Consider the following 26,372-nt stretch of genomic DNA (forward strand, 5'->3'; position numbering starts at 1 on the left):
CCAAAATCAGTTATTAGCCTTCGGATTCAGATAATTGCATCGTCTTTTCAACAAAGGTCTTGAACCTCACAACTGCAGGTGACATATATCCATTTGTTCTCCAAACCATTCGGATTACCCTTTCACTTTGTGGATTCTTGATACGAATCATTGAAATTTTTTTCTTATTCAGTCCAGGAATAAATGGAATGAGAGCAACTCCAAATTTGGCTCCAACAAGTCCTGCAACAGTTCTCTCTTCTAATCCCTCAAAAGACTTTTTTGGATGAAACCCAGCTTTATGGCAAATTTCCCTAATTACATCATGCATCGCAGTTTCAGGCTTAAAAAGCACAAATGGATCATTGGCTACCTCACTTAAATTGACTTCCTTCCTACCAGCTAGTCTATGGTTAATGGGGACTATTAAAAATAATTCATCCCTCACAATTGGAATAGAGCTAAAATTTTCAATGGGTTCTTGTGGAGAACAGAAGCCGATGTCAATTTCAGTCGATGCTAATTGACCCAAAATCTTACTTGTTGTGTGCTGATACAATTGAAAATTTAATGTCGGCACTTCTTTTCGAAAGGCACTAATTAGCTCAGGGACAAAACTAGATCCAAGAGTTTGAATGAATGCTAATGAAATAGTCCCATTTAAAGGATTGGTTAAATCATTAATTTCTTGTTTTGCTGCATTTATTTCTACTAAAGCTTGATTTGCATGTTGAAGAAAAATTTTACCGAATCTGTTTAATTCGACTCCATGGCTTTTCCGTTCAAAAAGCGGAACGCCGATTTCTTCTTCAAGTCGAGAGATCGAACGGCTTAATGCTGGCTGAGAAAGGTCTAACTTAACGGATGCCCTTGTAAAGTTTTCAACATCAGCTAATGTTTGGAAATATTTTAATTGCTGAAAATCCATAAAAAAAGTCCTCCCAAAATATCTGGTATTACAATAATGCATGAAGTCTATAAAAAAGACAATTAGTTGCGCATAGTGTTCAAGAAGTATAATGAAAATATCAGTTCATTATAAGTGAAGCAGGTGGTTATTATATTTAAGAGTAGTCAAAAATATGGTGACTTTTATATAGTGATTAAGAACCAAAAATATTACAGTTTATACGTATGTTGCTATACATATATTTTTAATGCTTATAGAAAGGGAGCCATCGTATGAGAGAAACAAAAAATTTTGTCTCTGCTAAATCCCTATCTCTTTTTAAACAGGCAATGAGTTTGAATAGAAAGCCGTTTCCTTGGGTAAAAGCATTTTGTGCAGGGTTAGCTGCAGCCTTGCCAGTCATTATTGGATTATTGTTTGGAAATTTTGAATATGGTTTGTTAGCTGGGATGGGGGGATTCACCTACCTTTACGTTTTCAATATTCCATATGCTCAAAGAGCTAAAAAGATATTTTTTGTCATACTTGGTATGACTTTGGTTTCAGCACTTGGGACACTTGCTGCACCTTACCCGCTCGCAACAGCAATTTTGATGGGGATTATAGGAGCTGCAGCTATTTTTATTTTTGGAGCTTTACGAATTACTGGGCCATCTGCTATTTTTTTTGTTTTAGTTTTTGCTATGACAACAGGTATGCCTGCTCATCCAGAACTTGCCCCAATACGGGCTGGCCTCGTTTTTTTAGGTGGGACATTATCATGGATCATTGCAATGATTGGTTGGTTATTTAATCCCCATGGGCCTGAAATAGGTGTAGTAAAAAGAGTTTATTTAGAACTTGCTGCATTTGTTGATTCAGTAGGTACAGAGGAATTTAATGAGTCAAAGAATCGAGTTATGGCAGTTTTGAAAGAAGCAGAAGAAACACTTGTAGCAGGGTATATTCCTTGGAGAAAAACGGATTTATTTAATCGACTGTATATATTTAATGATCATGCAAACAAGCTATTTTTGTATATACTCGAAAATTTTTCAGTAGATCATTCAAAATTACCACCGGAACTAGGGCAAACGATCCGGGAAATGACGATTTCACTGGATAAAAAGGATAAGAGTAAACAGGTTTATGGAAAAATACTCCAGCCGAAAGTAATGAATGAAAATGTTGCTGCATTATTCACAAAAGTATATGATGCGGACGGTATCATGAATGAACCGACATCAGAAATTAATAAAGAGATACGAATTTCTAAACCATCACTTAAGACAATTTTTGGTGGAGCATTTGACAAAAATTCAATTGTATTTATATCTGCATTACGATTCTGTGTAGTAACGATCATCGCAGCAATCATCGCCTATCAATTTAATTTAGTGCGCTCCTATTGGGTGCCGTTATCTTGTGTTGCTGTTATGTCAGGATCAACGATTGTTGCTACCTATCATCGTGCGATTCAAAGAGGGCTTGGTACAATTGTTGGTATTCTAATTGCTAGCTTTATTCTTGCTACACATCCATCTGGATACATCATTGCTATTTTTATTCTGCTATTAACGTTTATTACAGAGCTTTTTATTGTGAAAAATTACGGGTTAGCTGCACTGTTCTTCACCCCAAATGCGTTACTTATGGCTGAAAGCACAAGTCAAGGAAGCTTCAGTTTTTCTTATTTTGCTTCAGCTAGAATGATTGATGTAGTAATCGGAAGTGTCATTGGCTTAATTGGAGTATGGCTCGTAGGGAGAAGGTCTGCTTCTAGCCGTCTGCCTCATTTAGTAACCAAAACCATCCGAAGTCAAGCTCAATTTTTATTCCTCCTTTTCTCTGACCACAGAGTAGGAATTAATGTCGAGGAAAGCAATGAAATTAAAAAAATGCAAACAAATATCATTACTTTAAAAACACTATATACTACCGCCGCAGGTGAGATTCCGGTCAATCAAAAGGCATTGGATTATTATTGGCCAGTTATATTTTCCGTCGAGCGATTAGGGTATTTATTAGAAAATTGCTCAAAAGCAGAAAAACGTCCAATTCTTTCAGAGGAAAAGCTTGCCCAAATGCTTTATGTTTGTGAAACTATGGCAAATGCTGCCGGACGAAAACAGTCGCCGTCTATTAAAAACGTTCCTGAAATAGAATCGTTTCCAAGTATACAGAATGAGATTATTCGCTTGCAAAAATCTCTTCAAATGAATAATAGAAAAATGTAAACTTTGTATAGAAGATACCAGAAATTCCACCGATGAACATAACAATATCGCGGCAAATATTTCATTAATTATTATTTTCTTTTTGAGGCCTCTCATAAGTTCACTGAACTTTTGAGAAGCCTCTTTTTTTCATTTCTTGCGTAACGTGAAGCCTTGATTTGTTCAAGTGAAACACCAGTCACGGCAAGAAGCAACGTATATGTATGGCGTAAGGAATGCACAGAGGTGGGAAAAAATAGTGTTTGTGCGGGTTGGGGTGATCCATAAGGGGTGCTTTGTGCAAGGTAACAACAACCTAAATGTTAAAAATAGAGCAATGAATTATCATGTTTTTTAATTTTAGGTAAACGATCAAGATTTTATTATACCATAGTATTCAATTAATCCGAACATTAAATTCACCAATGCTTAATAAATCTTCGTTACTATTAGGGAGTGAACAAAACTAAACACGAGGAGGCATCCTGTTGAAAATACAGCTAAGAGATATCACCATGAGATTTGATAATGTTACCGCTGTTGATCGTTTAAATGTGACGATAGAAGAAGGTACGCTTGTATCTTTATTAGGGCCAAGCGGCTGCGGAAAAAGTACTACTTTATTTATGTTAGCAGGTCTTTATCAACCAACCGAGGGTGAATTATATTTTGGCGATCGACTCGTAAATAAAGTGGAACCAGAAAATCGCGAAATTGGAATGGTGTTTCAGAACTACGCCTTATATCCACATTTGACAGTTCTTAAGAATATCATGTTTCCGTTAAAAATGGCGAAAGTACCAAAAAAGGAAGCAGAAGAAAGAGCTAGAGAAATGGCTGCCCTTGTTCAAATCGATCACTTATTAGATCGTAAACCAAGTCAATTATCAGGTGGGCAGCAGCAACGTGTGGCAATTGCTCGAGCTTTGGTTAAAAAACCGAAACTACTCTTGTTAGATGAGCCATTGTCCAATTTAGATGCTAGATTGCGTCTAGAAATGAGAGAAGAAATTAGACGTATTCAGCAAGAAGTTGGAATTACAACCATTTTTGTTACTCATGATCAAGAAGAAGCCATGAGTATTTCAGATAAAGTTTTATTAATGAAGGATGGAAAAGGACAGCAATTTAGTCCTCCGCAAGATATGTATGATTATCCTGAAAATCAGTTTGTCGCTCAATTTCTGGGGAATCCTCCGATAAATTTACTATCGGTTAAACTACGCAATGATTTGCAAACGATCGTTTTACCCGATACTGAGGATACCTATCAATTAGACTCACTTGTAAAAAGTTATGTAGATAGTAATAGTAAATTGGAGCTTGGTGTTAGACCAGAAGACTTTTACATTGAATTCGATTTAGCAAAAGCAGGGATCACAGTGGAGGTTATGATGGTTGAGCGAATTGGAAGAGATAATTTATTGTATGCAAGATTGGGACAAACAAACCTGCGTGCCATTGTTTCACCAGATGTAATGGTTAATCGAGGAGATATGGTGAAATTAGCTATTCGTCCTGGACGTACTCATTTATTTGATAGAAGCAATGGTAAAAACTTGCTGCATTAAAAAGGGTAGGAGGTACTTATTTTGAATGATAAACCAACAATGAAAAAAACAATAAAGGCGATTCTTTATCTTATTCCTGCATTGTTAATCATTGGAACTTTTAGTTTTTATCCTATTATAAAGTCCTTCTTTATGAGTTTTTATACGGATTATGACTATTTTAAAGACCTTGTTTTTGCAAGAGGATTGGATAACTATATATTTATTTTCCAGGACCCTGAATTTTGGAAATCGATACAAAATACGATGATTTTTGTCATCGGTGTTGTTCCGCTTTCTATTATCATTTCATTGGTCATTGCAACATTCTTAAATCAAAAAATAAAGTTTCGCGGGTTGTTTCGTACCATTTACTTCATCCCGTTTGTTACATCCGTCGTAGCAGTATCAATTGTTTGGCGCTGGATTTTTCACAGCCAATACGGTGTGCTAAATTATGCCCTTGGTTTTTTGGGGATATCACCGATTAAATGGTTATCCGATCCTGATTGGGCCATGCCTTCCCTGATTATTTTAGCGATATGGAAAGGTCTTGGCTACAATATCATTATTTTCTTATCAGGATTACAGAATATTGATAAGCAATACTATTTAGCCGCTAGAATCGATGGGGCAGGGGCTTGGGAACGATTTAAGAATATTACGGTCCCATTACTATCGTCGACAACATTTTTTATTTCGATTGTTTCCATTATCAACTCCTTTAAAGTGTTTGATGAAGTCTTTGCCCTCTTTGGTGGACAACCAGGACCTGCAGGAAGTGCAGAAACGATTGTTTACTATATTTATAATAAGTTTTACGGAGAATGGAACTTTGGGGTTGCCTCAGCAGCGGCCTATGTCTTGTTATTTATTATTTTTATTTTTACTCTGATTCAACTTTATGTTGGTAAGAAGAAAGTAAATTATTAACACAAGGGGGGAGAATATTGCAAAAAGAAGCACTTTCTAAAGGTTTTATTTATCTATTGTTAATACTAGGCAGCCTATTGATGCTCTTGCCTTTTATATGGATGATAAGTACCTCCTTAAAAGCAGCAAACGAAGTGATGATTATGCCTCCAAAGTGGATTCCTACTGATATTCAGTGGGGCAATTATATAAAAGCGTGGTTTTCAGCTCCTTTTGCTATGTATTCTGTTAATAGTGTGATTGTTCTAGTCGCAAGTACTATAGGTGAGTTGATCACTACTATACTCGCTGCCTATGCATTTTCAAGAATTAATTTTTATGGCCGCGATATTATCTTTTCTATTTTGCTAGGAACTATGATGGTCCCTGGTGAAGTCCTGCTGATTCCAAATTTTGTAACCTTATCGAATTTAGGATGGATTGACCATTACCAGGCATTAATCGTTCCTTGGTTAGCAAGTGTTTTTTCCATCTTTTTATTACGGCAATTTTTCCTTTCGATTCCAAAGGAACTTTCCTTTGCTGCAAAAATCGATGGCTGCAGTGATTTTCGTTTTCTTTGGTCTGTCATGGTTCCACTTGCAAAACCAGCATTAATAACGATTGCCATACTTAAGGCTATTGGCAGCTGGAACGCTTTTATGTGGCCTTTAATCGTTACTAGTTCGGAAAATATGCGCACTTTACCAGTTGGATTAATCGCATTTAGTACAGATACCGGTACGAAATATGAATTATTAATGGCAGCGTCATCGATGATTATCTTACCAATGATAATTCTGTATATAGTTTTACAAAAATATATCATGGAAGGTGTTGCTAGAGCGGGAATTAAGGGTTAATTCAAAAAATATCAAAGGGGGTGATTGTCACTAAGTGATCCTGTTTTAATAAAAGGTTATTACCCTATTTTTTATAAAAAAACTGGAGGTTAGACACCATGAAAAAAATCGTACACGTTCTATTCGTTTGTTTGTTGGCTATTAGTCTTGCTGCCTGTTCAAATGCAACGAAACCATCTAGTACTGAAGAGCAAAAAACGGCAGATATCCCAACGGAAATTGATAAGCCTGTAACCATTGAATTTTGGCATGCCATGACCGGTAACTTAGAAAAGACTTTACAAACGATGACACAGAAATTTAATGATTCACAATCAAACATCAATGTTAAACTTGTCAATCAAGGGACATATGATGATTTAAACAAAAAGTTAATGGCTGCAGCTAAATCACATACTTCACCTGTAATGGCACAAGCATATGAAGATTGGATGCAGGATTATATCAATAATGATTTAATCGCGGATTTAACCCCATATATTCAAAATAAGACAGTAGGTTGGTCTGATTCCGAACTTAACGATATTGTACAAGTATTCCGCGACGAAAATAGTTGGAATAATAAATTCTACGGTGTTCCTTTTAATAAAAGTACAGAAGTTCTTTACTATAATACAGATATGTTCAAAGAAAATAATTTAAAGGCTCCAACTACTTGGGCAGAACTTGAAATGGCAGCTCAAACACTAACAAAGGGAAATGTAATTGGGATGGGCTTTGAAAATGCAATTGGTCTCAATTTCCCAACTTGGGTACAACAAGCTGGCGGCCAATTTGTGGATGTTGACAACAAAAAGGTAAGCTTCGATTCTGAAGAGGGTAAAAAGGCACTTACTTTCTTAAATGATATGGTTAACAATAAAAAGATTGCAAGACTAGCTGGTGAAGATAACTATATGTCTGATCCATTTAGCCGTGGTGATGTAGCAATGTATATCGGGTCATCGGCAGGTATCTCTTTCGTAGAAGCTGCAGCGAAAGATAAAATTAACTGGGCAACTGCTCCACTTCCTGCAGGCGAGAAAGCATCTACGCAATTCCAAGGTACAAATTTAGTAACTTTCAATTCAGCAGACGATCAACAGAAACTTGCGGCATGGGAGTTTATGAAATATCTATCTAGTAAAGACCAGACAATTTATTGGGCTCAAAACACTGGATATGTACCAGTTCGTGAATCAGCTTTAAAAGATTCTGTTTGGTTAAAATATATTGAAGAAAATCCAAAATACGCTGCTGCAGAAAAACAATTTGATGCTGGTTACTTCTTCCCGCATCTTGACGGTGCATTTGCAATGAAATCAGCGTATTCTACTGAAATTCAAGCAGTATTAGTTGGGAAAAAATCAGTTGATCAAGGACTCCAAGATGCCGCAAAGAATACTCAAGATGCTTTAGACAAGGCTAATAAATAGAAAAAGCAGAAATGGGGGCCAGTCAATGGTTCCCTTCTTCTTTAAAAATAGACAGTTCAATCTTTGAAAATATTTTACGAGGTGAGAAATTAAATGACAAAAGATTTACAACATACCAATATAAGATTTTGGGGCGGCTTGAAAACGATTGGTGGAACAATTGTATCTGTAGAATACAAAAATTCCCGTGTTATTTTTGACTTTGGTCTTACCTATGATCCGACAACGAATATCTTCGATGGGCAAATAAAAAGACGTTCTCGAGGGATGGTGCGTGATAACCTCAGACTAAATTTGATTCCACCTATTGATGGCTTATACGCAGCCGAGAGTCTAGGTTCCTACCAGCGAGAAATTATCCCTGCAGAAGAATATGGCCAAGAAACAGCTGTTATCATTTCTCATTTACACCTTGATCATATTGGTGCAATGGGATTAATTTCCCCTTCCATTCCCGTGTATGTAACGAAAGAAAGCCATGAACTTTATCAAGCATTAGAAGTTATAGGGGAAGGGGTTCCGGGTAACCGTGACTATCAATTCTGTGACTATGGAGTATCTTTCTCAATAGGAGAAATCACGATTACTCCTATACAGGTTGACCATGATATTCTCGGGGCATGTGCTTACCATATCCAAACACCAGATGGAGTCATTCTTTATACAGGAGACCTCAGAATGCATGGGAAACACCCAGAACAAATAGACTATTTTATTAATGAAGTAAATCGGCTTGGTTTAGATGCCCTGATCATGGAAGGAACCACATTGGGCAGTGTGGAAGAAATGAGAGAGGCAATTTTGGGGAATCCTATCATTCCTGAGGGGATGACAACAGAAGGAAATATTCCTGAAAAAATGAGTGACAGGTTAAAAGAGACCAAAGGGTTAGGAATATTCAACGTTTATCATCGTAATCTTGATCGGTTAACCGGAATAATAAAAGCAGCACAAGACTCTTCTAGGAAAGCTGTTTTTGAACCAGAGACCGCTTATTTACTAGACAAGTTAACAAATGAGCATGACTTTCTAGTTTATAAGTCAATTGAAACAATATCTGAAGAACAAGCAGGAATATTACCAGAATGGAAATCGAATTTGTTCAATAAGCATGACACAATTCATGCAGAAATGATTAATAACAATCCTGGTGAATATTATTTGCAAAATACGTATGAAAATGTCCTCGAGTTATTTGATATAAATGTTGATGAGGGGATATACATCCATTCAAACGGTGTGCCTTTGGGGGACTTTGATCCCGCTTTTGAAAATCTAAAGAAAATCTTAACGAAATTGAAAGTCGACTATGCCTATATTGGTGCAGGGGGACATGCTATTCCTGCACATTTAAAATATATTGTCGATCGAATCGATCCCAAAATCTTAATTCCATTACACAGCTTTAATCCAGAAAGGCTAAAACCTAAATCCGGAATGCAAATGCTAGTAGATTATGGTGTAGATTATGTTTTAAAAGAACATCAAATAACTGCAAATTAAGGAGAGGAGTTCACTAATGGAAAAAATGGATCTTGTCATCCTTGAAACAAGTGATGTACACGGCAGTATTTTCCCGATTAACTATGGCAGTAATCAATCCTCCGATGTTGGTTTAGGCAAAATCGCTTCTTTAATCAAAAAGGAGAGAGTAAAAAACTCCTTTTACTAAAGGATACATTTCAAGCTTCTCACGGGTTTTAAACTCGTGGGAAGTTTTTTTGCAGATAAAAATTAAGGTGCGATATGTTAAAAATTATTGAAGAAAGGGGTTAGATGGTCGTATCGCTTGGCGATATAGCTTGCAAATAACTCTAAAAACCTTCATATTTAATAGAAAAGGGGGTCCGATATGCGACGTGATATACAACCAAATGAACGAGCTTTTTCTTCCAAGGAAGTGGCAGAAGAAGTAGGGATTGCAACTCCCACTGTTCGAAAGTATGGCCAAATCCTAGAGCGGAATGGATATGTGTTTTTGAAAGATGGCGATCGACGTATCTTTGTTCAATCTGACATCGGAGCGCTTATAGCGTTACGCGATACGGCCAAACCGCTAGACGATACAGCTAAAGACCTTGTGAATCAACAAAAAGAAAGATTAGAAGGATCCAATGAAATAGAGATTGCAATAACCGATACATATGAAAAATTACCTCATGACCCCAATCAATTAAAAGAGTTCTTTACGTTTTTAGTCAATGAACTCGCAGCAACACGTGAAATGAATGTTCAACTGAAAAACGATATGTCAGAGCTTAAAACTAAGGTTTCCCGACTCCAGCAAGATCATCATGTTATTAGTTCTACTATTGGAAATTCAGCGCAAAAAACAAATGCTAAAATTGAAAAATTAACTGAACAACAAAATATTCATTACGAAACACTGCAGCAACAAGAAAAACAAAAAAGTGAACACTTACAAAAAGAAATTCAAAGGTTACGGGACGAACAGAAAAATGAATGGAGTTCACAAAATGATTTTAATAAACGTTTAGAAGAAGCGATACAAAAACCTAAAGGAAAATGGGGAGGGATTTTTTCCATGTTTCGAAAATAAGGGAAGGAGCGGTTGAAATCAAAGGTTTCTCAGATCGACCAATTCATCATGCCCTTAATGGTGTTCCTCAATATAAGGGGCTAGTCAGCCCTTTTTTTGTTTCGTATCGCAGGGTGATATGCCTTGCAATTCATCGGTACTCTTATAGCGTTACCCGATATGGACAAAACCTTAGACGATAAGAGACACTTTTCTTTTCTCTTCATCATCTTCAAGTCCTTATCTATCCATAAACTCATCAAATTCCACTTCCACCTGTATTTAAATCCAAAAGAAACCTATAGAGTTGATATGCCTTAAACCATGTTGTTACACCAGCATTTCCTTTGTCGAAAAAAATTTACACTAACCTCCTTTTTTTACCTAGACTTAAAAAGTTGCACGAGGTAAAATGTTATTATCCAGAATACTGAATTTACGGAAAATAACCAATGGGATTTTAATCTTTAGTAAAAGGGGGAATGAAAAATATATTTCCTTTACAATTGTTGGTAATTAATACAATGATGTAAAAAAAGTTGGTTCCAGGAAATAAATTTTATAGTATAAATTTTTATTGGTCTAAGGAAACATTTTAAAAAAGATTAATAAAATACAAATAAAGCGAGTTGATTTAAATGTATCAATCTAAACGAATTAAAAAGAAAATTTTAGTTAGTGCCTATCTTTGTAAACTGTTAGGTGCAATTAAGGAAGAAGATTATCGTTTAATCGTTAACAAATCTAAATCAAATCACCACCAATAAAATTAGCAGGAAGAGAGGGATCATAATCAGATATAGGTAAATTTTTTTACCCTTAAACTTTCCCTTGGGCAACATTTGTTCATAAGGGAAATTTAAATAAATATGAAGAGTAAGGGAAAAGGACAAGAGAAAATGCATCCGAGCTAGCTGTTGAAAACAATTCCGGTGGTTAGGAAACTAAAAAACTATTAATATTTTGAAAGCTGCCATACGGATGGCAGCTTTCGTGCATTTTTAAGGGCAGTGATTTTGAATATTATTATCAATTAGGAGTGAGAAACATGAGTTCAGAAGCAAAAATTGCCACTAATCAAGCGGTGCAGACTAAAGCGAAGGAAAGCCGGATGAAAGGTAAGATGAAAGAACATGGAGAATTAATGGCTGCAATCCTAAGCGGTCTCCTGATTTTTGGCGGCTGGCTGTTGAACATGGCAGAAATAAATACTGCATCCATCATCCTATATATCTTGGCGTTTTGTATCGGAGGATTTGCAAAAGCAAAGGAAGGCTTGGAGGCGACCATTAAGGAGAAAGAATTAAATGTTGAATTGCTCATGTTCATCGCCGCTGTAGGATCAGCCATCATAGGATATTGGACGGAAGGAGCAATCCTAATATTTATTTTTGCGCTTAGTGGAGCGTTGGAGACTTATACGATGAATAGAAGTAACAAAGAAATATCCTCTCTTATGGAATTGCAGCCAGAAGAAGCCTTGCTTGTATCAAATGGAGAGCAAAGAAAAGTGGATGTTTCTGAACTGGAAATTGGAAATGTGATCTTTGTAAAACCGGGTGAACGAGTTCCTGCCGACGGAGTGGTGGTTAAGGGAGGAAGTGCCATTGATGAATCTGCAATTACGGGAGAGTCCATGCCCATCCAAAAAAATATCGGCGATGAAGTTTTTACTGGTACAGTGAATATAACTGGTTCTATGTCCATTCAAGTAACGAAGCTGAGTGTTGACACCATTTTTCAAAAAATTATTAATCTTGTACAAACGGCTCAAAGTGAGAAGTCGCCATCACAGTTATTTATTGAAAGGTTTGAAGGCACTTATGTAAAAGTGGTGTTATCGGTAGTCGCGCTAATGATGATTTTACCTCACTTTTTATTCAGCTGGTCATGGCAGGAAACTTTTTACCGGGCGATGGTCCTTTTGGTTGTAGCCTCACCATGTGCATTGGTAGCATCGATTATGCCAGCAACCCTTTCTGCGATATCAAATGGTGCCAGGAATGGGATATTATTTAAGGGTGGAGTCCACCTGGAAAATTTGGGGTCATTAAAAGCTATTGCCTTTGATAAAACAGGGACTATTACAAGAGGAACTCCTGAAGTAACAGATTTTATTGTCGTTGAGGAGGAAATTGAAAGAGAAATCAAACAAATGGCAGCTTCCATTGAATGCCATTCAAACCACCCGCTTGCCAAAGCAATCGTTCGTCATGTTGTAAAAAGTAATGTGGACTTGGTTGAAATAGAAGGAATAACAGATGTTTTAGGCTTCGGTATTGAAGCTATAATACAAGGAGATATATGGAAAATTGGTAAAGCTGATTTTGTAAATTTAGAGAAGAATTCCGAAATATTTGGTGCGCCTCTTGTTGACATGACTGAAAAAGGGAAAACGATGGTCTATATTCAAAAAAATGAAAAGGTAATTGCTTTAGTGGCATTAAAAGATATTCTTCGTTCTGACGCTAAGAAAGCGTTACAAGATTTAAATTCTCTTGATCTTGCAACGGTTATGATTACTGGAGATAACGAAAAAACAGCTAGAGCAATCGCAAAAGATATTAAGTTAAGCGACTATATTTCAGATTGTCTGCCGGAAAACAAGGTTGAGAAGGTAAAGGAATTGAAAAAGAAATATAAGGTTGTAGCAATGGTTGGAGATGGTGTGAATGATGCGCCTGCTCTAGCGACTGCAAGTGTAGGGATAGCAATGGGAGAAGGGACGGATGTAGCATTAGAAACTGCGGATGTGGTTCTAATGAAGAATGAGCTTTTAAAGATTCCGCAAGCGATTCAACTTTCAAAGAAAATGAACAGAATCATTAAACAAAATATCTGTTTTTCTATTTTAGTTATCATGGTCTTAATATCCTCAAATTTCCTTCAAGTTTTGGATTTGCCGCTAGGTGTGATTGGACATGAGGGAAGTACCATTTTAGTTATATTGAATGGCTTAAGACTCTTAAAAAATTAGACCTGTAACTGTACCATGGAGGAAATCCTTATTGAAAAATAGGGATTTCCGTTGTTCTTTATTCTGCAATACAATCCCCATACATATAATGCTAAAAAGCTAATTAAAGGTGGATACTCGTGGCAGTTAATTTAGGAATACTCATTAGTGCGTTAGGGACAATCTTAGGTGCGATGCCCGCTTTATTATTAAGCAATGTAACACATCGTATTAAGGATAATTTATTAGCCTATAGTGCTGGAATCATGGTAGCAGCTTCTACCTATGCTTTAATCCCTTCAACGTTAAAGTTATCTAATATGTTTGTTTTGGTGATTGGAATTTTATTAGGAACTACGACACTTACATTATTAGAGATTAGTTTACCACATTTAGAGATGGATCACTCGGTCCACGCTAACCAGAAAACCAATCCTCTTCTCTTAATCGCTGCAATGGCGATACATAATATACCTGAAGGCATGTCAGTAGGAATCAGCTATGCTAGTCAACTAGACGATTTAGGCTCCCTCGTTTCTTTTTCCATTGGTCTTCAAAACATACCCGAAGGATTCTTAGTTTGCCTATTTTTAATTACGAATCAAATCCCAAAGGTACAAGCACTCTTATATACTGCTTTTACTGCGGGAATAGAATTGGTTTCCTCATTTATTGGTCTGCAAATAAGCGACCAACATTTAGATATTATTCCTTATGGATTAGCATTTGCCGCCGGTTCTATGATGTTTGTTGTCTACAAAGAATTGATTCCAGAAAGTCACGGTGATGGTAATGAAAGATCAGCAACCTTTTCCTTTGTTATTGGTTTGTTAACGATGATATTTATTACGGATGTATTAAGGTAATATAAGTATTTGATTCAGTACGTTCTATATAATTTAGCTAAAAACTATTTTATTGAAACTTACAAACCAGCTAATAAAATAATATGTTTAAATCAGAACCTTTGGACTGATTTAGTGAATGTAAAAACAATGTCAAGTATGGTACATTGCATTGGCAGTAATCATGTTAATTTTTCAATTCCAGCTTTAATTATGTTCTACAAATAAGAATTGTTCATATAATAAGCATAATTTTATAAAATCAAAATTTGGCCATTAAACCTGAGTGAAGGGTATTTAAATTTGGGGCCCTTTAGTGGAGGGACAAATATGTTTTTTCATGAGGTTCAAGCTGGGGATTCCTTATTTATGATCGGCAGCAGGTATGGAATTTCTATTGATGAGATTCGCCGTGTGAATGGTTTAGAAAAGTCCAATATTGTTCCGGGTCAGGCCTTGCTCATTCCGTTATATACGTATATTGTTCAACCCAGGGATACATTTACAGGGATTGCTAGAAAATCTTTCTTATCTATAAAACAACTAACAGATGCCAACCCTGCTGTTAATCCTGCTGCACTACAACCAGGAATGAGGCTCACGATCCCTCATATAATTTTTCATGCATCAGTACTGAGCTTCTATGTTGTTCGAAGTCCGGAACTGGACCGGGATTTAATCAGTGATTTTGCCCCTTATTGTACGTCCATATCCATTTTTGAATATCATTTTGTTAATAATGGAGATATCGCAAACACCTTAAATGATTTGACTGCTATTCAAACAACTTGGAATCATCGGGTTAGACCTCTTGTGACTGTCACAAACTTAACACCTGAAGGTTTTAGTCCCGAACTAGTTCATCAAGTATTAAACAATCCTTCTGCAAGATCGAACCTTGTAAATAATATTACTTATTTAGTGAACAATAGGGGGTATGGAGGAGTAAATATTGACTTTGAGCGTGTTAGGGCTGAAGATAGGGATCTTTTCACAGGCTTCTTACGTGAATTACGAGATCGTTTGCAGCCATTAAGACGCACGCTAACAATTGCGCTTCCTGCAAAAACAAGTGAAGAAATACCTTGGCTTAGGGGGTATGATTACGGAGGAATAGGGTCAGTTGTGGACTTTATGTTTATCATGGCTTATGACTGGCACCATGCAGGAAGTGAACCAGGACCTGCAGCTCCCATTACTGAGGTAAGAAGAACCGTTGAATTTGCTATAAGATATGTTCCTCGTCGAAAAATTATTATAGGTATGCCTTTATATGGATATGATTGGATCGTTCCATACAGTCCAGGGAGAGTTGCCCCAGCGATTTCAAATCAGAATGCTGTTGAAACAGCTATGAAGTACCAATCACCAATACAGTATTCAACTGAATTTGAGTCGCCTTTTTTTCACTATACAGATCAAAAGGGATTAACACATGAAGTTTGGTTTGAAGATGTAAGAAGCATGGGTGCAAAAATGTTACTAATTCGTGAATATGGATTACAAGGCTTAGGGGCCTGGCAATTAACACTGGGATTCACACCAGGACCTTGGCTGTTAACGAAGTTTTTTACAATAATTAAGGTGTAAAAATATTGAATTAGGAAAGCTTTGGTTCATCTCAACCAAGGCTTTTAATCTTGCAAGTAATGGTCTAAAAGATATCTACAAAGATAGATATAAACATTTATGTAAAAATAAATATATCAGTTGTCTATGAAGGCTTCTCATATGCTGAGCAAGCTTTGCGGAGCTCCTTTTTCCATTTCTTGTGTTTCAATGAGAGGATATAGGTTAGGGAGGGAAAATTTACCCATCCCCTATAATTGGATATAATGGGTATATAAATGTTGTTCGGAGGTGTAAAAATGTACACTGTTCTTACATATTTAATTTCCCTTATTGTCATTGTGATATCAGTATTTGTGACACTTGTTTTCAAGAATGAACTAGAGCGGCTGTTTCGTGAAAAAAGAGCTGTTGCTCCTTTTCATATATGTAATGTGCTAATAACCTTAATGGTTTCTTTAGCGGGACATGCTGTAATGACTGTTTATGTTGTCGGGAATGAATTTAATTTAATCCTGCAATTAGTCGTCCACATGTTCATGATCTTACCAATTTATTTTTTAGGGCATCTTGCATTTGAAAAATATAAATCAGTTTATCGGAAATACATTGCTGCAGAGAACAGGAAAGTTCTTGTGCTTAACGAAAAGTATATAAAAAAGAAAAAACGGCTTTCAAAATTAAAAAATTATAATTCCATCTCAAAGGAAAAATAATATAAAAATATGAGGTTCCCAGAGTTGAGCAAACTTACAGGAAGCCTCTTTTTTTGTCTTGGGTCCGTAATCTATCAATTTAGAGAAATTTTAAGAGTAATGGAAAAAGGTTTAATTTAATTGATGGCGGGAATATAAAGAGTGTAAGAGAATTCAAGTAAAATTATGGAGGGATTCTTAATGGCTGACAAAAAACGAAATTACAACGATGATGGAAAGATGACGGTCGAAGAAGCGGGCCGCAAAGGCGGCGAAGCTACGGCTAGAAACCATGATAAAGAGTTCTATGAGGAGATCGGCCGCAAAGGCGGCGAAGCAACTTCTAAAAATCATGACAGAGAATTTTATGAGGAAATTGGACAAAAGGGTGGCGAAGCGCGTGCAAACCAACGCGAAAATGATAATGACCATAATGGAAAAATGAGCAAAGCAGAAGCTGGCCGTAAAGGCGGAGAAGCACGTGCTAGACAACGTGACAACGATTAAATAGGTAAGAAACACTCATCGATAATAATTCGAAAGAGTAACCAAAAGAGCAGGGCTTTCTAAATAGTCCTTAAAATAAAAAGAAGCTGGCGAAAACATATCGTTTTTCGCCAGCTTCTTTTTTTCTTATTGGTTCTAGAAAAAATCGATATACTACTTACATAGAAGGCGTTCTCTTTTTAAATGAGAGAACGCTTTTTTAGATAATAAAGGAAAATACATAGAATTACCTATTGCAACAAAATTTAACATGTTATATATTCATATGGTTGGAGAAAAATCCAGCTGGTATTATTTTGAATATAAAATATCATTGCCACATAAGATAAATATAAAGGGAAAACAAGGAGGAAATTTGTACGTTAAAAATTGAAAAAAAGCGGATTGAGGAAATAATACAGTCCACTATAAGAACTGTTGGAATCGATATTGAGCTGAAGCAGCAGATTACTGGGGTAAATATGAGCTATAATTTTATCCTTAACTATATAGGTTATGATGATATACGGATAGAAGAAGCAATAAAGGAAATGCAGGATCCAGTCTCACTCGAATCGTATATTCATGCTTTTACACTTCATGAGTTAGGGCATGCGTTAGACCGTGAAGCTTTATTGGATTCATTGACAAAAACACTTGAATATTACGAAATGAAAAAAAACTCTACAAAATACGAACGATACAGTAATCCCAATCTTCTTGCTATGCTAATCGAAGAGCATGAGATGAATATTGTTTTTGAAGAAACGGCTTGGGTGAATGCTGAAAAGTTGAATAGGGAATATGGTCTTGTTGACTGGGCAAGCTTTGAAAAACTGAAGAATCAAGGAATGGCAACTTATTTGAAGTTATATGCAAAAGATTTAAAGCTTTATAACAAGCTTGTATCGCAGCAAACCGAACAAATTGCTTAATGAGAATAACAAAAGACAACCACTTAGGTCGCCTCAGGCTGTCGACAGAGGCTATGGGGTCAATCCCACTAGTCTATCCCGGTAGTATATAAATTGAATATTTGTATGAATTTTACACAAAGAAAAAATGGCAGCGGGGTTCTTATATGACCTCGTTGCTTTTTTTTTCATAAATACAACCCCTGCCATATCACATAAATCGGGTGGAATTTAAAAAGTTTGACAAAAAAATGAGTAAGTATTATAATTATCTCGGTTTCGAGATTATTTAATTTGAGACTTTAGGGAGGTGAACTAAATGGGATTTTTAAATAAATTGTTTGGATCAAAACTAGAGGAGGATGACAAAATGACACAATTAAACATTGGAATTATTTTAGGTTCAACACGTGAAGGGCGCGTAAGTCCACAAGTAGGAGCATGGGTAAAAGAAATAGCTGATAAACGTGGGGATGCAAACTACACGATTATCGATATTGCCGATTACAAATTACCATTACTAGGTGAAGCGGGTGGGGATGCCTCAGGTGCAGCTGCATGGTCTGAAATTGTTGCAGCACAAGACGGTTTCATTTTCATCGTGCAAGAATACAACCACTCCATCACAGGGGCACTTAAAAATGCTTTAGATTATCTTCGTGATGAGTGGAACAACAAAGCTGCAGGTATCGTCTCTTACGGTTCAGTAGGCGGAGCTCGTGCAGCAGAACATTTACGCGGCATTTTAGGTGAATTGTTAGTAGCAGATGTTCGTGTTCACCCTGCATTATCATTATTTACAGACTTTGAAAACGGCACAGATTTCAAACCAAAAGCCGTTCAAGAAGATTCAGTAAATCAAATGATAGATCAATTAATTCCTTGGTCAAAGGCATTATTCACTATCAGATAATGGGAAGAATCAAATGACAACATGTGCATTTAGAATATGCACACGTTGTCCCATAAGAAATAGTATGAAAGTTGAGCGAATCGGTATCAAGCAAATTGAAGGATACGCTCAGAAGTCATATGAACGCAAGTATAAAATTTAACTTTTAAGTTTAAGATATTTTCTCCCTTTTTGCGGATAGACCCCCTCTGATTGAAACCACTCCCAAAGCAGGGTGCCGCCCTTTCGGCCTAAAGCACCATTCATAATAAGTCCAGGAATGATTAATTGAGTTGGTAAGCCTTTTACATAAAAGGTTTTATTGCTATTAAATTCTGTTAATACAGTAATCTGGTCTATGATACTGGTAACTTCGAATAGACTATCCAAGCTTTTCGTACATTGCTTAAAACTTTGTTCGATTTTTTCGACATCTTGTTTGGGACTAAAGCCTTTCTGATGGATTTGAGGGAAGTCCCTCAAAAAAAGAGCGTTCAGTACTTGTTCACAAATTTTCAGGTCAGAAGCAGCTTCTTTTGAATACTTATCAACGACTGGAAACCAATTTGTGCCAACCCGCTTATCAAGCCACTGGACAAACATTTTTAATTGTGACAGGAAGGTTTCAACTTGTTTTTGGTCGGGGGTAATTCTGGTAACATGCGGTAAGTGGGTGAAAATTAGTTCTTCCCAAAACGGCCGCTTGCACTTTTTCCATGAGGATGGGCAATCATCTTCCAAAACATTGCTCATGAAGTTTGATATGATACGAAGAAATTCATTGCGGTCTTTGTCGTAGGGGCGTTCGAGTTTATAGCTGATGAAATCCTTCCCATAAAATAAATAGTGTCCTCGGTACCTCATATCAAACTCAGCACCTATCTTCAAATTTTGCATCATTTCTTCACGCTCTTTTGGATTTTCAAAATGCTTCATTTTTACGGTTACTTGCAGTTTATTCTCATCACAAATATTGCCAATCTTCTTCATAAATTGAATCAACCTGCTTTCATAGTGATTTTTTTGAAAGGCAGTGTTAAAGAACATTGTTGATTTTGGACACAATGTTGATTGGAGTGGAAGGCGCGAGACTCCTGCGGGAGCAGCGGGACAGGTGAGACCCCGCAGGCGCGCAATTCGCCGAGGAGGCTCGCCGCCCGCCCCGCGAACCGCTCGCGCCTGGAACGGAAATCAACATTCTCTTTTAACACAGCCTTTTGAAAAGAAAAGAGAGGTGTAATGGAGAACTTCGGTGGGACTATTCATTATTATATCGTGATAATAAACGTATAAATGGATAATTTATGTAATTTCAGTGAACAATTAGGCAGTAATAAATCAATAGAGTAATTATGCCTTCCTTTAGTATAATAAGGAAATGGGAGTTGAGATATGTGAATAAAAAAGACATCGCTAATATCCGCAAGCAATTTAAATTAGATAATCATCTGATGAACATTCGTGAAATTTTCAATGTTTATGTTCAGAAAGAATCAGGTGAGGTTTACCATCATGTCAGTCAGCCATTTCAAATGTTAGAGCAGGAAGCGCAAGAATTGTTTTTGACAAACTTTAAAAAGGTTTTGACAGGCCATCTTGATGCCAAGGTGTTTGAGCTGAGATTCAGGCGGGATGTGGAAGACAGTTCACAAACCATTCTCTTTGAAGGATTAAGGGCAGATACCACGGATGATTGGAAAGAATGGATGCTCGAAATCGTCGGGAAAATGTTTGCGCACACTGTGTATGAATTTGATACGGTGGTGACATTTATCCGGGGAGAGTATCGAAAGCAAACACGGAAACGGAATTCAGAATCCGAAGAAGGCGGCGATGACGAGGTCTATTCCAACGAGTTTATCCTTTGCAGCCTGAACAAAACTGATCAGCCGAAAAAAGCCTTGATGTTTGATTATATTGAGAAAGAATTCAAATCGTATAATGTCTTTGATCCGATTATTAATTTAGATTCTCCTTTGTCTGGGTTTCTTTTTCCAGCATTTAATGACAATGCTGCAGATGTGAACCATATCCTCTATTGTGCAGGGAAAGTAAACCAACCTGACTTCGGATTTATTGAAGAGGTTCTCAATTGTGAAGAGATTATTACCTCCCAGGAAGATAAGGACTGCTTTGATTTCATCCTTAAAGAGGTGATTGGAGACGAAGTCGATTCCCAAGTCATTTCGAACGTCTATGAGGAAATCGATAAGTTGGTACTGGAGAGTAAGGAAAATGAAGAAAGTGAATCACCTACATTGGACTCTCAGGATATTGAACGCATCTTAACTGTAAGCGGCGTGGAAAATATAGAGACGGCTAAAGTCGAACACGCCATAAAAAAAATCATAGATGACGAAAAACATGAATTCAAAGCCAGCAATTTAGTTCCTAAAACGATCAAAATAGAGACAAAGGTGGCCAATGTTACCATCAACCCGAAAGACCTGAAATATGTAAAATATATAACGTATCAAGGAAAACGTTGCCTATTGCTAGAGGTCGATGAAGATGTGGTCGTGGAAGGATTTCGACTAGAATCAGGGGAACTCTAGTGGGGTTGATCGAATGATGTAAGTTCTAGAACAACCAATTTAATTTTGCCGACTATTTTAGATATCAAAGGTTTGAATTTATCTGTAATTTATATGATTCATATACTGGTTTTGGGGTATATAAATTTTAGATAATAAGTGCCTTTAGTCAAGGGAAAATTAATATGAAAAGAGGGAATTTAATTGGAGTTTTTAGATTTCGGTGCTTGGTTCCAATATTTCTTGTTGATTATTAGTGGTTGTTTGGTTTTATTTCTTTTATTATTGTTATATTCCAACCGATATACACGTCAAAAAATAAATGAACTCGAACAAAAGGATGAAAGTGCTGAATCTTTTACGGAAATTCACTAACGGTTGTAAATGTTGAAGATTCAGCTGCCCTACTTGAGGGCTTTTTTTTATTGGATAAAAAATAAACTTTTAAACCGATTACGACTCCTTTAGAGGGAAAACCCCTTTCAATATTTTAGATAAATAGTATTATAACCACATAATTCCTCATTGGAACCATAAAGAACTGTCCCTGCGGTTCGATTTTGGTTCTTATTATCTTTTTGAAACATTCTTCATCCCTCATCCGTCTAATCTTTACGGAGATTTCGAATATTATGTGACTTCTTATACAGGAATTTTCCAGTTAAAGATAGAATACATAGATAGAATGCCATAAAACGGTATAAACCGCTCAAGGAGGAATCACCATGTCCTATGAACAAATGAATCCCACGATTGAAAAGATATTAGCAAACATTGAAAAGGTGATGATTGGCAAAAGAAATGTCGCCGAACTTAGTCTTGTTGCCTTGCTGGCAGGGGGTCACGTGCTCTTGGAAGACGTCCCAGGTGTCGGGAAAACGATGATGGTTCGCGCCTTAGCAAAGTCGGTCAATGCGGGCTTCAGCAGAATTCAGTTCACCCCGGACCTGCTGCCATCCGATGTAACCGGAGTTTCGATTTACAATCCGAGAGAGATGGAATTTCAATTCCGTCCAGGCCCGTTAATGGGGAATATTATCCTTGCTGATGAAATTAACCGGACCTCTCCGAAGACTCAGTCGGCGCTCCTTGAAGGGATGGAAGAAGCGAGCATCACGATTGATGGTGTGACCCATAAGTTGAACAAGCCCTTCTTCGTTATGGCGACACAAAACCCGATTGAGTATGAAGGTACATATCCACTTCCGGAAGCACAGCTCGATCGCTTTTTATTAAAAATGAAAATGGGCTATCCAGATTTGGATGAGGAAATTGAAGTTCTTAACCGTGCCCAAAAGGTGCCGCCAATCGAGGACCTTCATCCTGTTGTTGACCTAGAGGGTCTGCTTGCTTTGCAAAAGGAAATCAAAGACGTATTTGTCGACCAGACGATAAAACGTTATATTGTTGACATTGTTAATCGGACAAGGACTCATGGCAGCGTATATCTTGGTGCAAGTCCGAGGGGTTCGATTGCCCTCATGAAAGCAGCCCAAGCCTATAGTTATATGTACGGCCGTGATTATGTGCTGCCGGACGATATTCAATATTTAGCACCATTTGTCTTATCCCATCGGATTATCCTAAAATCAGAAGCAAAATTCGAGGGCATTTCTGCTGAAGAAGTGGTAAACCGGGTCGTTGCCAGGGTACCAGTACCGGTGCGAAGGTTCGTGAAGTAACATGAAAAAACTATGGATTCCATTCAAAAAAGTATGGAAGTTTATCCTGTTGCTTATTTTGATTCTTTTAACCTTTTCCTATGCGATGTTCCAGGGGGGATTTGTCAGCTGGTTTTTATTCTATAGCTTCCTGCCCTTTGCTATTTATTGTGTTGCGCTATCCTTCTATTCCTTGAAAGATCTTGAAGTAACAAGGGTTTTGCCGAAAACAGATTACAATGCCGGCGAGCCATTAAAAGTAATGGTAACGATAAAAAGGTCAAGAAAGTTTCCGTTATTTTATTTACTAATTGAAGACGTGTTAGATGAAACATTGAAATATTCTCCTGGGCAACAGAAAGCGAAGGCGCTGCTGCTTCCTGGACTGAAAAAGGAATTTTCCTATGAATATATCATTGATGAGCTTCCGCGCGGCGAGCACTTTTTTCGTTCGTTCACACTGCGTATTGGCGATCCGCTAGGTTTATTTGAGAAAGAAAAGAAAGTTACTGTAGATGATAAAGTCATTGTCTATCCAGCCTATTCAGAATTTATCTACCGTCCCTTTGAAAACCAGTATGACCAAGGACTGACTGCTTCACGTGAGCGGGTGCAGCGAGACACAACCATGGCGGTAGGGGTAAGAGATTATCAGCCGGGCGACCGTTTTTCCTGGATTAACTGGAAATCTTCGGCTAAGCGGAACGAGATTATGACGAAGGAATTCGAGCAGCGGCAATCGCATGATGTCTTTGTTGTTATGGACTGTGTGCCTGATAAGCGGTTTGAGCCGGTTGTGTCCTTTACGGCATCACTACTGCGGGCGATTTTGAAAAAGGGCGCGCAAACGGGGCTATTAACAATCAGTAAGGAAAGAGCCTCGTTTCCGATTAGAGGCGGGGAGCGGCATCTTCAGGGGCTGTTTTACCACCTTGCCAAAATTGAGGCAAAATGTGCAACCCCTTTGGAAAAAGTATTGGAGACTGACGGACTGTTTATCCAGCAATCGGTTTCGTTTATGCTCGTTACGGCCCAATTAACGAAACAGCTGGTCGAAAAAGCAAGTTTTCTTGGCCAAAGAAAAGGGTCGATTACGCTTTTTCTGATAAAAGGTCAAAAAGAAGCGCCAATGGAAAGCGAACGATCGCTCATAGCGATTGCAAATGCACGTGGAGTCCGCGTGATTATGGTCCATGAAGGCGAATTCGCTGCAGCCTTTTCGGGGGTGAGTATACGGTGATGAAAAGGGATTTTCCAGCACTGCTATTATACACGTTTGGTTTCCTGCTTTTGTGGGAATGGCTTAGGCCTGTTGAACAATTAACAGCAACGGGTAATATTGAAACCTTCATTGTGTTCCTGCTTATCTCCTTTGCTTTATCCTTTCTTCAGATGAAGTGGGTTTGGCAGGGGATCGTCAAAGTGTTATTTATCTTGTTTTCTATTAATCGCTTCTATTATGATGAGGGGTTCTTCAAGTTTAGCTGGCTGATGTCATTTGTGAGAGATTTGGTGAATAATATCAGTTTGCTGTTTGCAAGGCAGTGGAACGATTTATCCAATGAATTTCGTACGCTTTTGTTTTTTATCCTGCTGTGGTTAATGGTGTACTTAATTCATTATTGGCTGATAAATCGGCAAAGAATTTTTATCTTTTTCTTTATGACCTTAGTTTATATTACTATTCTCGATACGTTTACTCTCTATAGCGCCAATGCAGCGATTGTCCGGACGGTTGTCATCGGGTTTGCCGTAATGGGAATGCTGACCTATTACCGGATTACCCGGAAGGAAAAGGTGAACAGTACTCCGTCCTTTCTAAAGAAATGGATGGTTCCTGTTGCGGGGATGATTGCTATTAGTGTTCTCATTGGCATTGCCTCCCCTAAGGCGGCGCCAATATGGCCGGATCCGGTTCCGTATTTCACAGCGGCAAAAGACAATGGCGGCAAAGACGGCAATGGGGGCATAAGCCGGATTGGTTATGGGGCGAATGATGAACGATTAGGCGGGCCGTTTATTGGTGATAATAATCCCGTTTTCACGGTTAAAGCCAATGGAAAAAACTATTGGAAGGTCGAAACAAAGGATGAGTATACAGGAAAAGGGTGGATTCCTTCGGGGGCAACACCGATTACCTTTATGGAAGGTTATTTGACTCCTGTTTATGGTATTCCGAATAAAGTGAAAACAATAAATGAATCTGCTACGGTGTCTTTTAACAACAATTCATTATCCAATACGTTTTTGGTTTATCCAGCGGGAATTCAAAAAATCCTGCAAGTGGAACCTCAAGCTCCACAACCTTACACGTTCCAGTTCGATTCGACAAAAGAAAAGATTACCGCTATTAGTAATGGTATTAGCAGCTATCAAGTAGAATTTGGCGTTCCAAAGTATAAGGCGCTCGATTTAAGAGAAACCACAGCGTATGACCCTTCAAGCATAAACGCTGAATTTTATCAAAGATATACCCAGTTGCCTGAGCAGCTCCCGCCAAGGATCAAGGAGCTTACTGAAGAAATTACCGCCGGAAAAAATAATTGGTTTGATAAAGCTCGGGCGGTTGAAAGTTATTTCGGTAATACAGAATACACTTATGATCAAAAGAAGGTTGCATTGCCGGGGGAACAGGATGACTATGTCGATCAGTTTTTGTTTGACACGAAGCAAGGGTATTGCGATAATTTTTCCACTTCGATGGCCGTCATGCTCCGAACAATTGGGATTCCAACCCGCTGGGTCAAGGGGTTTACCGGCGGAGATTTTATGGAATACAGCGGAGAAGAAGATTCAAAGGGTATTTACCAAATTACAAATAACAATGCCCACTCCTGGGTTGAAGTATTTTTACCGAACCAAGGATGGGTCCCGTTTGAACCGACGAAGGGATTCACGAATGAGATAAGGATTGACTATACAACGGGGCAGACTTCATCTAACGACCAGACTCCTCCTCCTGCTCCGCAGAAGAAGCCGCAGCAGAAAGACTTGGAGGAAACCAGCAAGCCTAAAAATGAAGAAAAGTCCTTTGATTTCAATAAGTTATGGAATAACTTCCAATTATTTTTGAAAAACAATTGGAAGCTGATCATGTTAGTGATTATTCTTTTGGCAGGCATGGCTAGGATCTTTTATTGGATTCGCGGTAAGTGGTTTCCATATGTTTTAATGCTGCGGTACCGCTTTAAGAACAAGGATGAGTCTTTTGGCGCTGCCTACTTAGTTTTATTAAACCAACTCGATCGCTTTGGTATCAAGCGGAAGAACAACCAGACGCTGAGGAGCTATGCCAGCTATATCGATTCGTTCTATTCAACCCGGGAGATGACCCGATTGACGAACCTTTACGAACAATATATCTATCATCAGCAACTGCCAAAGGGAACATGGAAAGAGAACTATAAATTGTGGAAAAATTTAATTAAAAGGACAATCGCTTGACCGGAAAAACAAC

The 26,372-nt window shown here is 37.7% G+C and carries 21 protein-coding genes; 19 read left to right on the forward strand and 2 right to left on the reverse strand.

Features of this window, described 5'->3' with window-relative positions:
• Window positions 1-13: 13 nt before the first annotated feature.
• Window positions 14-907, reverse strand: a complete 894-nt coding sequence (locus AA980_RS07565) for a LysR family transcriptional regulator (protein ID WP_024029060.1) — start codon at window positions 905-907, stop codon at window positions 14-16.
• 254 nt (window positions 908-1,161) lie between these two features.
• On the opposite strand from AA980_RS07565, the gene AA980_RS07570 reads away from it, so the two are divergent.
• The 15 genes from AA980_RS07570 (at window position 1,162) to AA980_RS07635 (ending at window position 18,741) form a co-directional block, all read left to right on the forward strand.
• Window positions 1,162-3,105: an FUSC family protein gene (locus AA980_RS07570; RefSeq protein ID WP_024029061.1), complete on the forward strand. Its 1,944-nt coding sequence runs from the start codon at window positions 1,162-1,164 to the stop codon at window positions 3,103-3,105.
• A 467-nt stretch (window positions 3,106-3,572) separates the two neighbouring features.
• Entirely contained in the window at window positions 3,573-4,655 is a 1,083-nt protein-coding gene (locus AA980_RS07575) for an ABC transporter ATP-binding protein (protein ID WP_024029062.1), read from the forward strand.
• 21 nt (window positions 4,656-4,676) lie between these two features.
• The gene (locus tag AA980_RS07580; protein ID WP_024029063.1) at window positions 4,677-5,567 is read left to right on the forward strand and encodes a carbohydrate ABC transporter permease; all 891 of its coding nucleotides are present in this window, start codon (window positions 4,677-4,679) and stop codon (window positions 5,565-5,567) included.
• A gap of 17 nt (window positions 5,568-5,584) precedes the next feature.
• Complete coding sequence (locus tag AA980_RS07585) at window positions 5,585-6,409, forward strand: carbohydrate ABC transporter permease (protein WP_024029064.1); 825 nt, start codon at window positions 5,585-5,587, stop codon at window positions 6,407-6,409.
• Window positions 6,410-6,507: 98 nt separating this feature from the next.
• Window positions 6,508-7,824, forward strand: a complete 1,317-nt coding sequence (locus AA980_RS07590; RefSeq protein WP_024029065.1) for an ABC transporter substrate-binding protein — start codon at window positions 6,508-6,510, stop codon at window positions 7,822-7,824.
• Window positions 7,825-7,917: 93 nt separating this feature from the next.
• Entirely contained in the window at window positions 7,918-9,327 is a 1,410-nt protein-coding gene (locus AA980_RS07595) for an MBL fold metallo-hydrolase (RefSeq protein WP_024029066.1), read from the forward strand.
• 16 nt (window positions 9,328-9,343) lie between these two features.
• Window positions 9,344-9,496, forward strand: a complete 153-nt coding sequence (locus tag AA980_RS26845; RefSeq protein WP_024029067.1) for a 5'-nucleotidase domain-containing protein — start codon at window positions 9,344-9,346, stop codon at window positions 9,494-9,496.
• 180 nt (window positions 9,497-9,676) lie between these two features.
• Window positions 9,677-10,384 carry a coiled-coil domain-containing protein gene (locus AA980_RS07600; protein WP_024029068.1) on the forward strand — a complete coding sequence of 236 codons (708 nt, stop codon included), beginning with the start codon at window positions 9,677-9,679 and terminating at the stop codon, window positions 10,382-10,384.
• A 1,027-nt stretch (window positions 10,385-11,411) separates the two neighbouring features.
• The gene (locus tag AA980_RS07605; RefSeq protein ID WP_024029069.1) at window positions 11,412-13,340 is read left to right on the forward strand and encodes a heavy metal translocating P-type ATPase; all 1,929 of its coding nucleotides are present in this window, start codon (window positions 11,412-11,414) and stop codon (window positions 13,338-13,340) included.
• A gap of 173 nt (window positions 13,341-13,513) precedes the next feature.
• Window positions 13,514-14,185, forward strand: coding sequence for a ZIP family metal transporter (locus AA980_RS07610; RefSeq protein WP_047771483.1), 672 nt, complete (start codon window positions 13,514-13,516; stop codon window positions 14,183-14,185).
• Between the two features lie 309 nt (window positions 14,186-14,494).
• Complete coding sequence (locus AA980_RS07615) at window positions 14,495-15,754, forward strand: glycoside hydrolase family 18 protein (protein WP_024029071.1); 1,260 nt, start codon at window positions 14,495-14,497, stop codon at window positions 15,752-15,754.
• Between the two features lie 278 nt (window positions 15,755-16,032).
• Complete coding sequence (locus AA980_RS07620) at window positions 16,033-16,449, forward strand: hypothetical protein (RefSeq protein ID WP_024029072.1); 417 nt, start codon at window positions 16,033-16,035, stop codon at window positions 16,447-16,449.
• Between the two features lie 180 nt (window positions 16,450-16,629).
• Window positions 16,630-16,935 carry a KGG domain-containing protein gene (locus AA980_RS07625; RefSeq protein WP_024029073.1) on the forward strand — a complete coding sequence of 102 codons (306 nt, stop codon included), beginning with the start codon at window positions 16,630-16,632 and terminating at the stop codon, window positions 16,933-16,935.
• 461 nt (window positions 16,936-17,396) lie between these two features.
• Window positions 17,397-17,849, forward strand: coding sequence for a hypothetical protein (locus AA980_RS07630; protein WP_024029074.1), 453 nt, complete (start codon window positions 17,397-17,399; stop codon window positions 17,847-17,849).
• Between the two features lie 298 nt (window positions 17,850-18,147).
• Window positions 18,148-18,741: an NADPH-dependent FMN reductase gene (locus tag AA980_RS07635; RefSeq protein WP_024029075.1), complete on the forward strand. Its 594-nt coding sequence runs from the start codon at window positions 18,148-18,150 to the stop codon at window positions 18,739-18,741.
• A gap of 138 nt (window positions 18,742-18,879) precedes the next feature.
• Here the strand turns inward: AA980_RS07635 and AA980_RS07640 are convergent, their stop codons facing one another.
• Window positions 18,880-19,710 carry a hypothetical protein gene (locus AA980_RS07640; protein ID WP_055725962.1) on the reverse strand — a complete coding sequence of 277 codons (831 nt, stop codon included), beginning with the start codon at window positions 19,708-19,710 and terminating at the stop codon, window positions 18,880-18,882.
• Between the two features lie 404 nt (window positions 19,711-20,114).
• Here AA980_RS07640 and AA980_RS07645 point away from each other — a divergent pair, with 404 nt between their 5' ends.
• From AA980_RS07645 to AA980_RS07660, 4 genes are all read left to right on the forward strand, one after another.
• Complete coding sequence (locus tag AA980_RS07645) at window positions 20,115-21,275, forward strand: DUF4317 domain-containing protein (RefSeq protein ID WP_024029440.1); 1,161 nt, start codon at window positions 20,115-20,117, stop codon at window positions 21,273-21,275.
• 704 nt (window positions 21,276-21,979) lie between these two features.
• Window positions 21,980-22,936, forward strand: a complete 957-nt coding sequence (locus AA980_RS07650) for an AAA family ATPase (protein WP_024029439.1) — start codon at window positions 21,980-21,982, stop codon at window positions 22,934-22,936.
• Window position 22,937: 1 nt separating this feature from the next.
• Window positions 22,938-24,155, forward strand: a complete 1,218-nt coding sequence (locus AA980_RS07655; protein WP_024029438.1) for a DUF58 domain-containing protein — start codon at window positions 22,938-22,940, stop codon at window positions 24,153-24,155.
• Window positions 24,155-26,359, forward strand: coding sequence for a transglutaminase-like domain-containing protein (locus AA980_RS07660; protein ID WP_024029437.1), 2,205 nt, complete (start codon window positions 24,155-24,157; stop codon window positions 26,357-26,359). The genes AA980_RS07655 and AA980_RS07660 overlap by 1 nt, the downstream gene beginning before the upstream one ends.
• Window positions 26,360-26,372 lie beyond the last annotated feature (13 nt).

Source organism: Neobacillus vireti (assembly GCF_001026695.1).
Lineage (GTDB): Bacteria > Bacillota > Bacilli > Bacillales > Cytobacillaceae > Neobacillus > Neobacillus vireti.

What these genes read in the sequence shown, in the direction of transcription:
- AA980_RS07565 (WP_024029060.1), bottom strand. Translation starts at nt 907, where the DNA reads ATGGATTTTCAGCAATTAAAATATTTCCAAACATTAGCTGATGTTGAA.
- AA980_RS07570 (WP_024029061.1), top strand. Translation starts at nt 1,162, where the DNA reads ATGAGAGAAACAAAAAATTTTGTCTCTGCTAAATCCCTATCTCTTTTT.
- AA980_RS07590 (WP_024029065.1), top strand. Translation starts at nt 6,508, where the DNA reads ATGAAAAAAATCGTACACGTTCTATTCGTTTGTTTGTTGGCTATTAGT.
- AA980_RS07595 (WP_024029066.1), top strand. Translation starts at nt 7,918, where the DNA reads ATGACAAAAGATTTACAACATACCAATATAAGATTTTGGGGCGGCTTG.
- AA980_RS26845 (WP_024029067.1), top strand. Translation starts at nt 9,344, where the DNA reads ATGGAAAAAATGGATCTTGTCATCCTTGAAACAAGTGATGTACACGGC.
- AA980_RS07600 (WP_024029068.1), top strand. Translation starts at nt 9,677, where the DNA reads ATGCGACGTGATATACAACCAAATGAACGAGCTTTTTCTTCCAAGGAA.
- AA980_RS07605 (WP_024029069.1), top strand. Translation starts at nt 11,412, where the DNA reads ATGAGTTCAGAAGCAAAAATTGCCACTAATCAAGCGGTGCAGACTAAA.
- AA980_RS07610 (WP_047771483.1), top strand. Translation starts at nt 13,514, where the DNA reads ATGCCCGCTTTATTATTAAGCAATGTAACACATCGTATTAAGGATAAT.
- AA980_RS07615 (WP_024029071.1), top strand. Translation starts at nt 14,495, where the DNA reads ATGTTTTTTCATGAGGTTCAAGCTGGGGATTCCTTATTTATGATCGGC.
- AA980_RS07620 (WP_024029072.1), top strand. Translation starts at nt 16,033, where the DNA reads ATGTACACTGTTCTTACATATTTAATTTCCCTTATTGTCATTGTGATA.
- AA980_RS07625 (WP_024029073.1), top strand. Translation starts at nt 16,630, where the DNA reads ATGGCTGACAAAAAACGAAATTACAACGATGATGGAAAGATGACGGTC.
- AA980_RS07630 (WP_024029074.1), top strand. Translation starts at nt 17,397, where the DNA reads ATGAGCTATAATTTTATCCTTAACTATATAGGTTATGATGATATACGG.
- AA980_RS07635 (WP_024029075.1), top strand. Translation starts at nt 18,148, where the DNA reads ATGGGATTTTTAAATAAATTGTTTGGATCAAAACTAGAGGAGGATGAC.
- AA980_RS07640 (WP_055725962.1), bottom strand. Translation starts at nt 19,710, where the DNA reads ATGAAGAAGATTGGCAATATTTGTGATGAGAATAAACTGCAAGTAACC.
- AA980_RS07650 (WP_024029439.1), top strand. Translation starts at nt 21,980, where the DNA reads ATGTCCTATGAACAAATGAATCCCACGATTGAAAAGATATTAGCAAAC.
- AA980_RS07655 (WP_024029438.1), top strand. Translation starts at nt 22,938, where the DNA reads ATGAAAAAACTATGGATTCCATTCAAAAAAGTATGGAAGTTTATCCTG.
- AA980_RS07660 (WP_024029437.1), top strand. Translation starts at nt 24,155, where the DNA reads ATGAAAAGGGATTTTCCAGCACTGCTATTATACACGTTTGGTTTCCTG.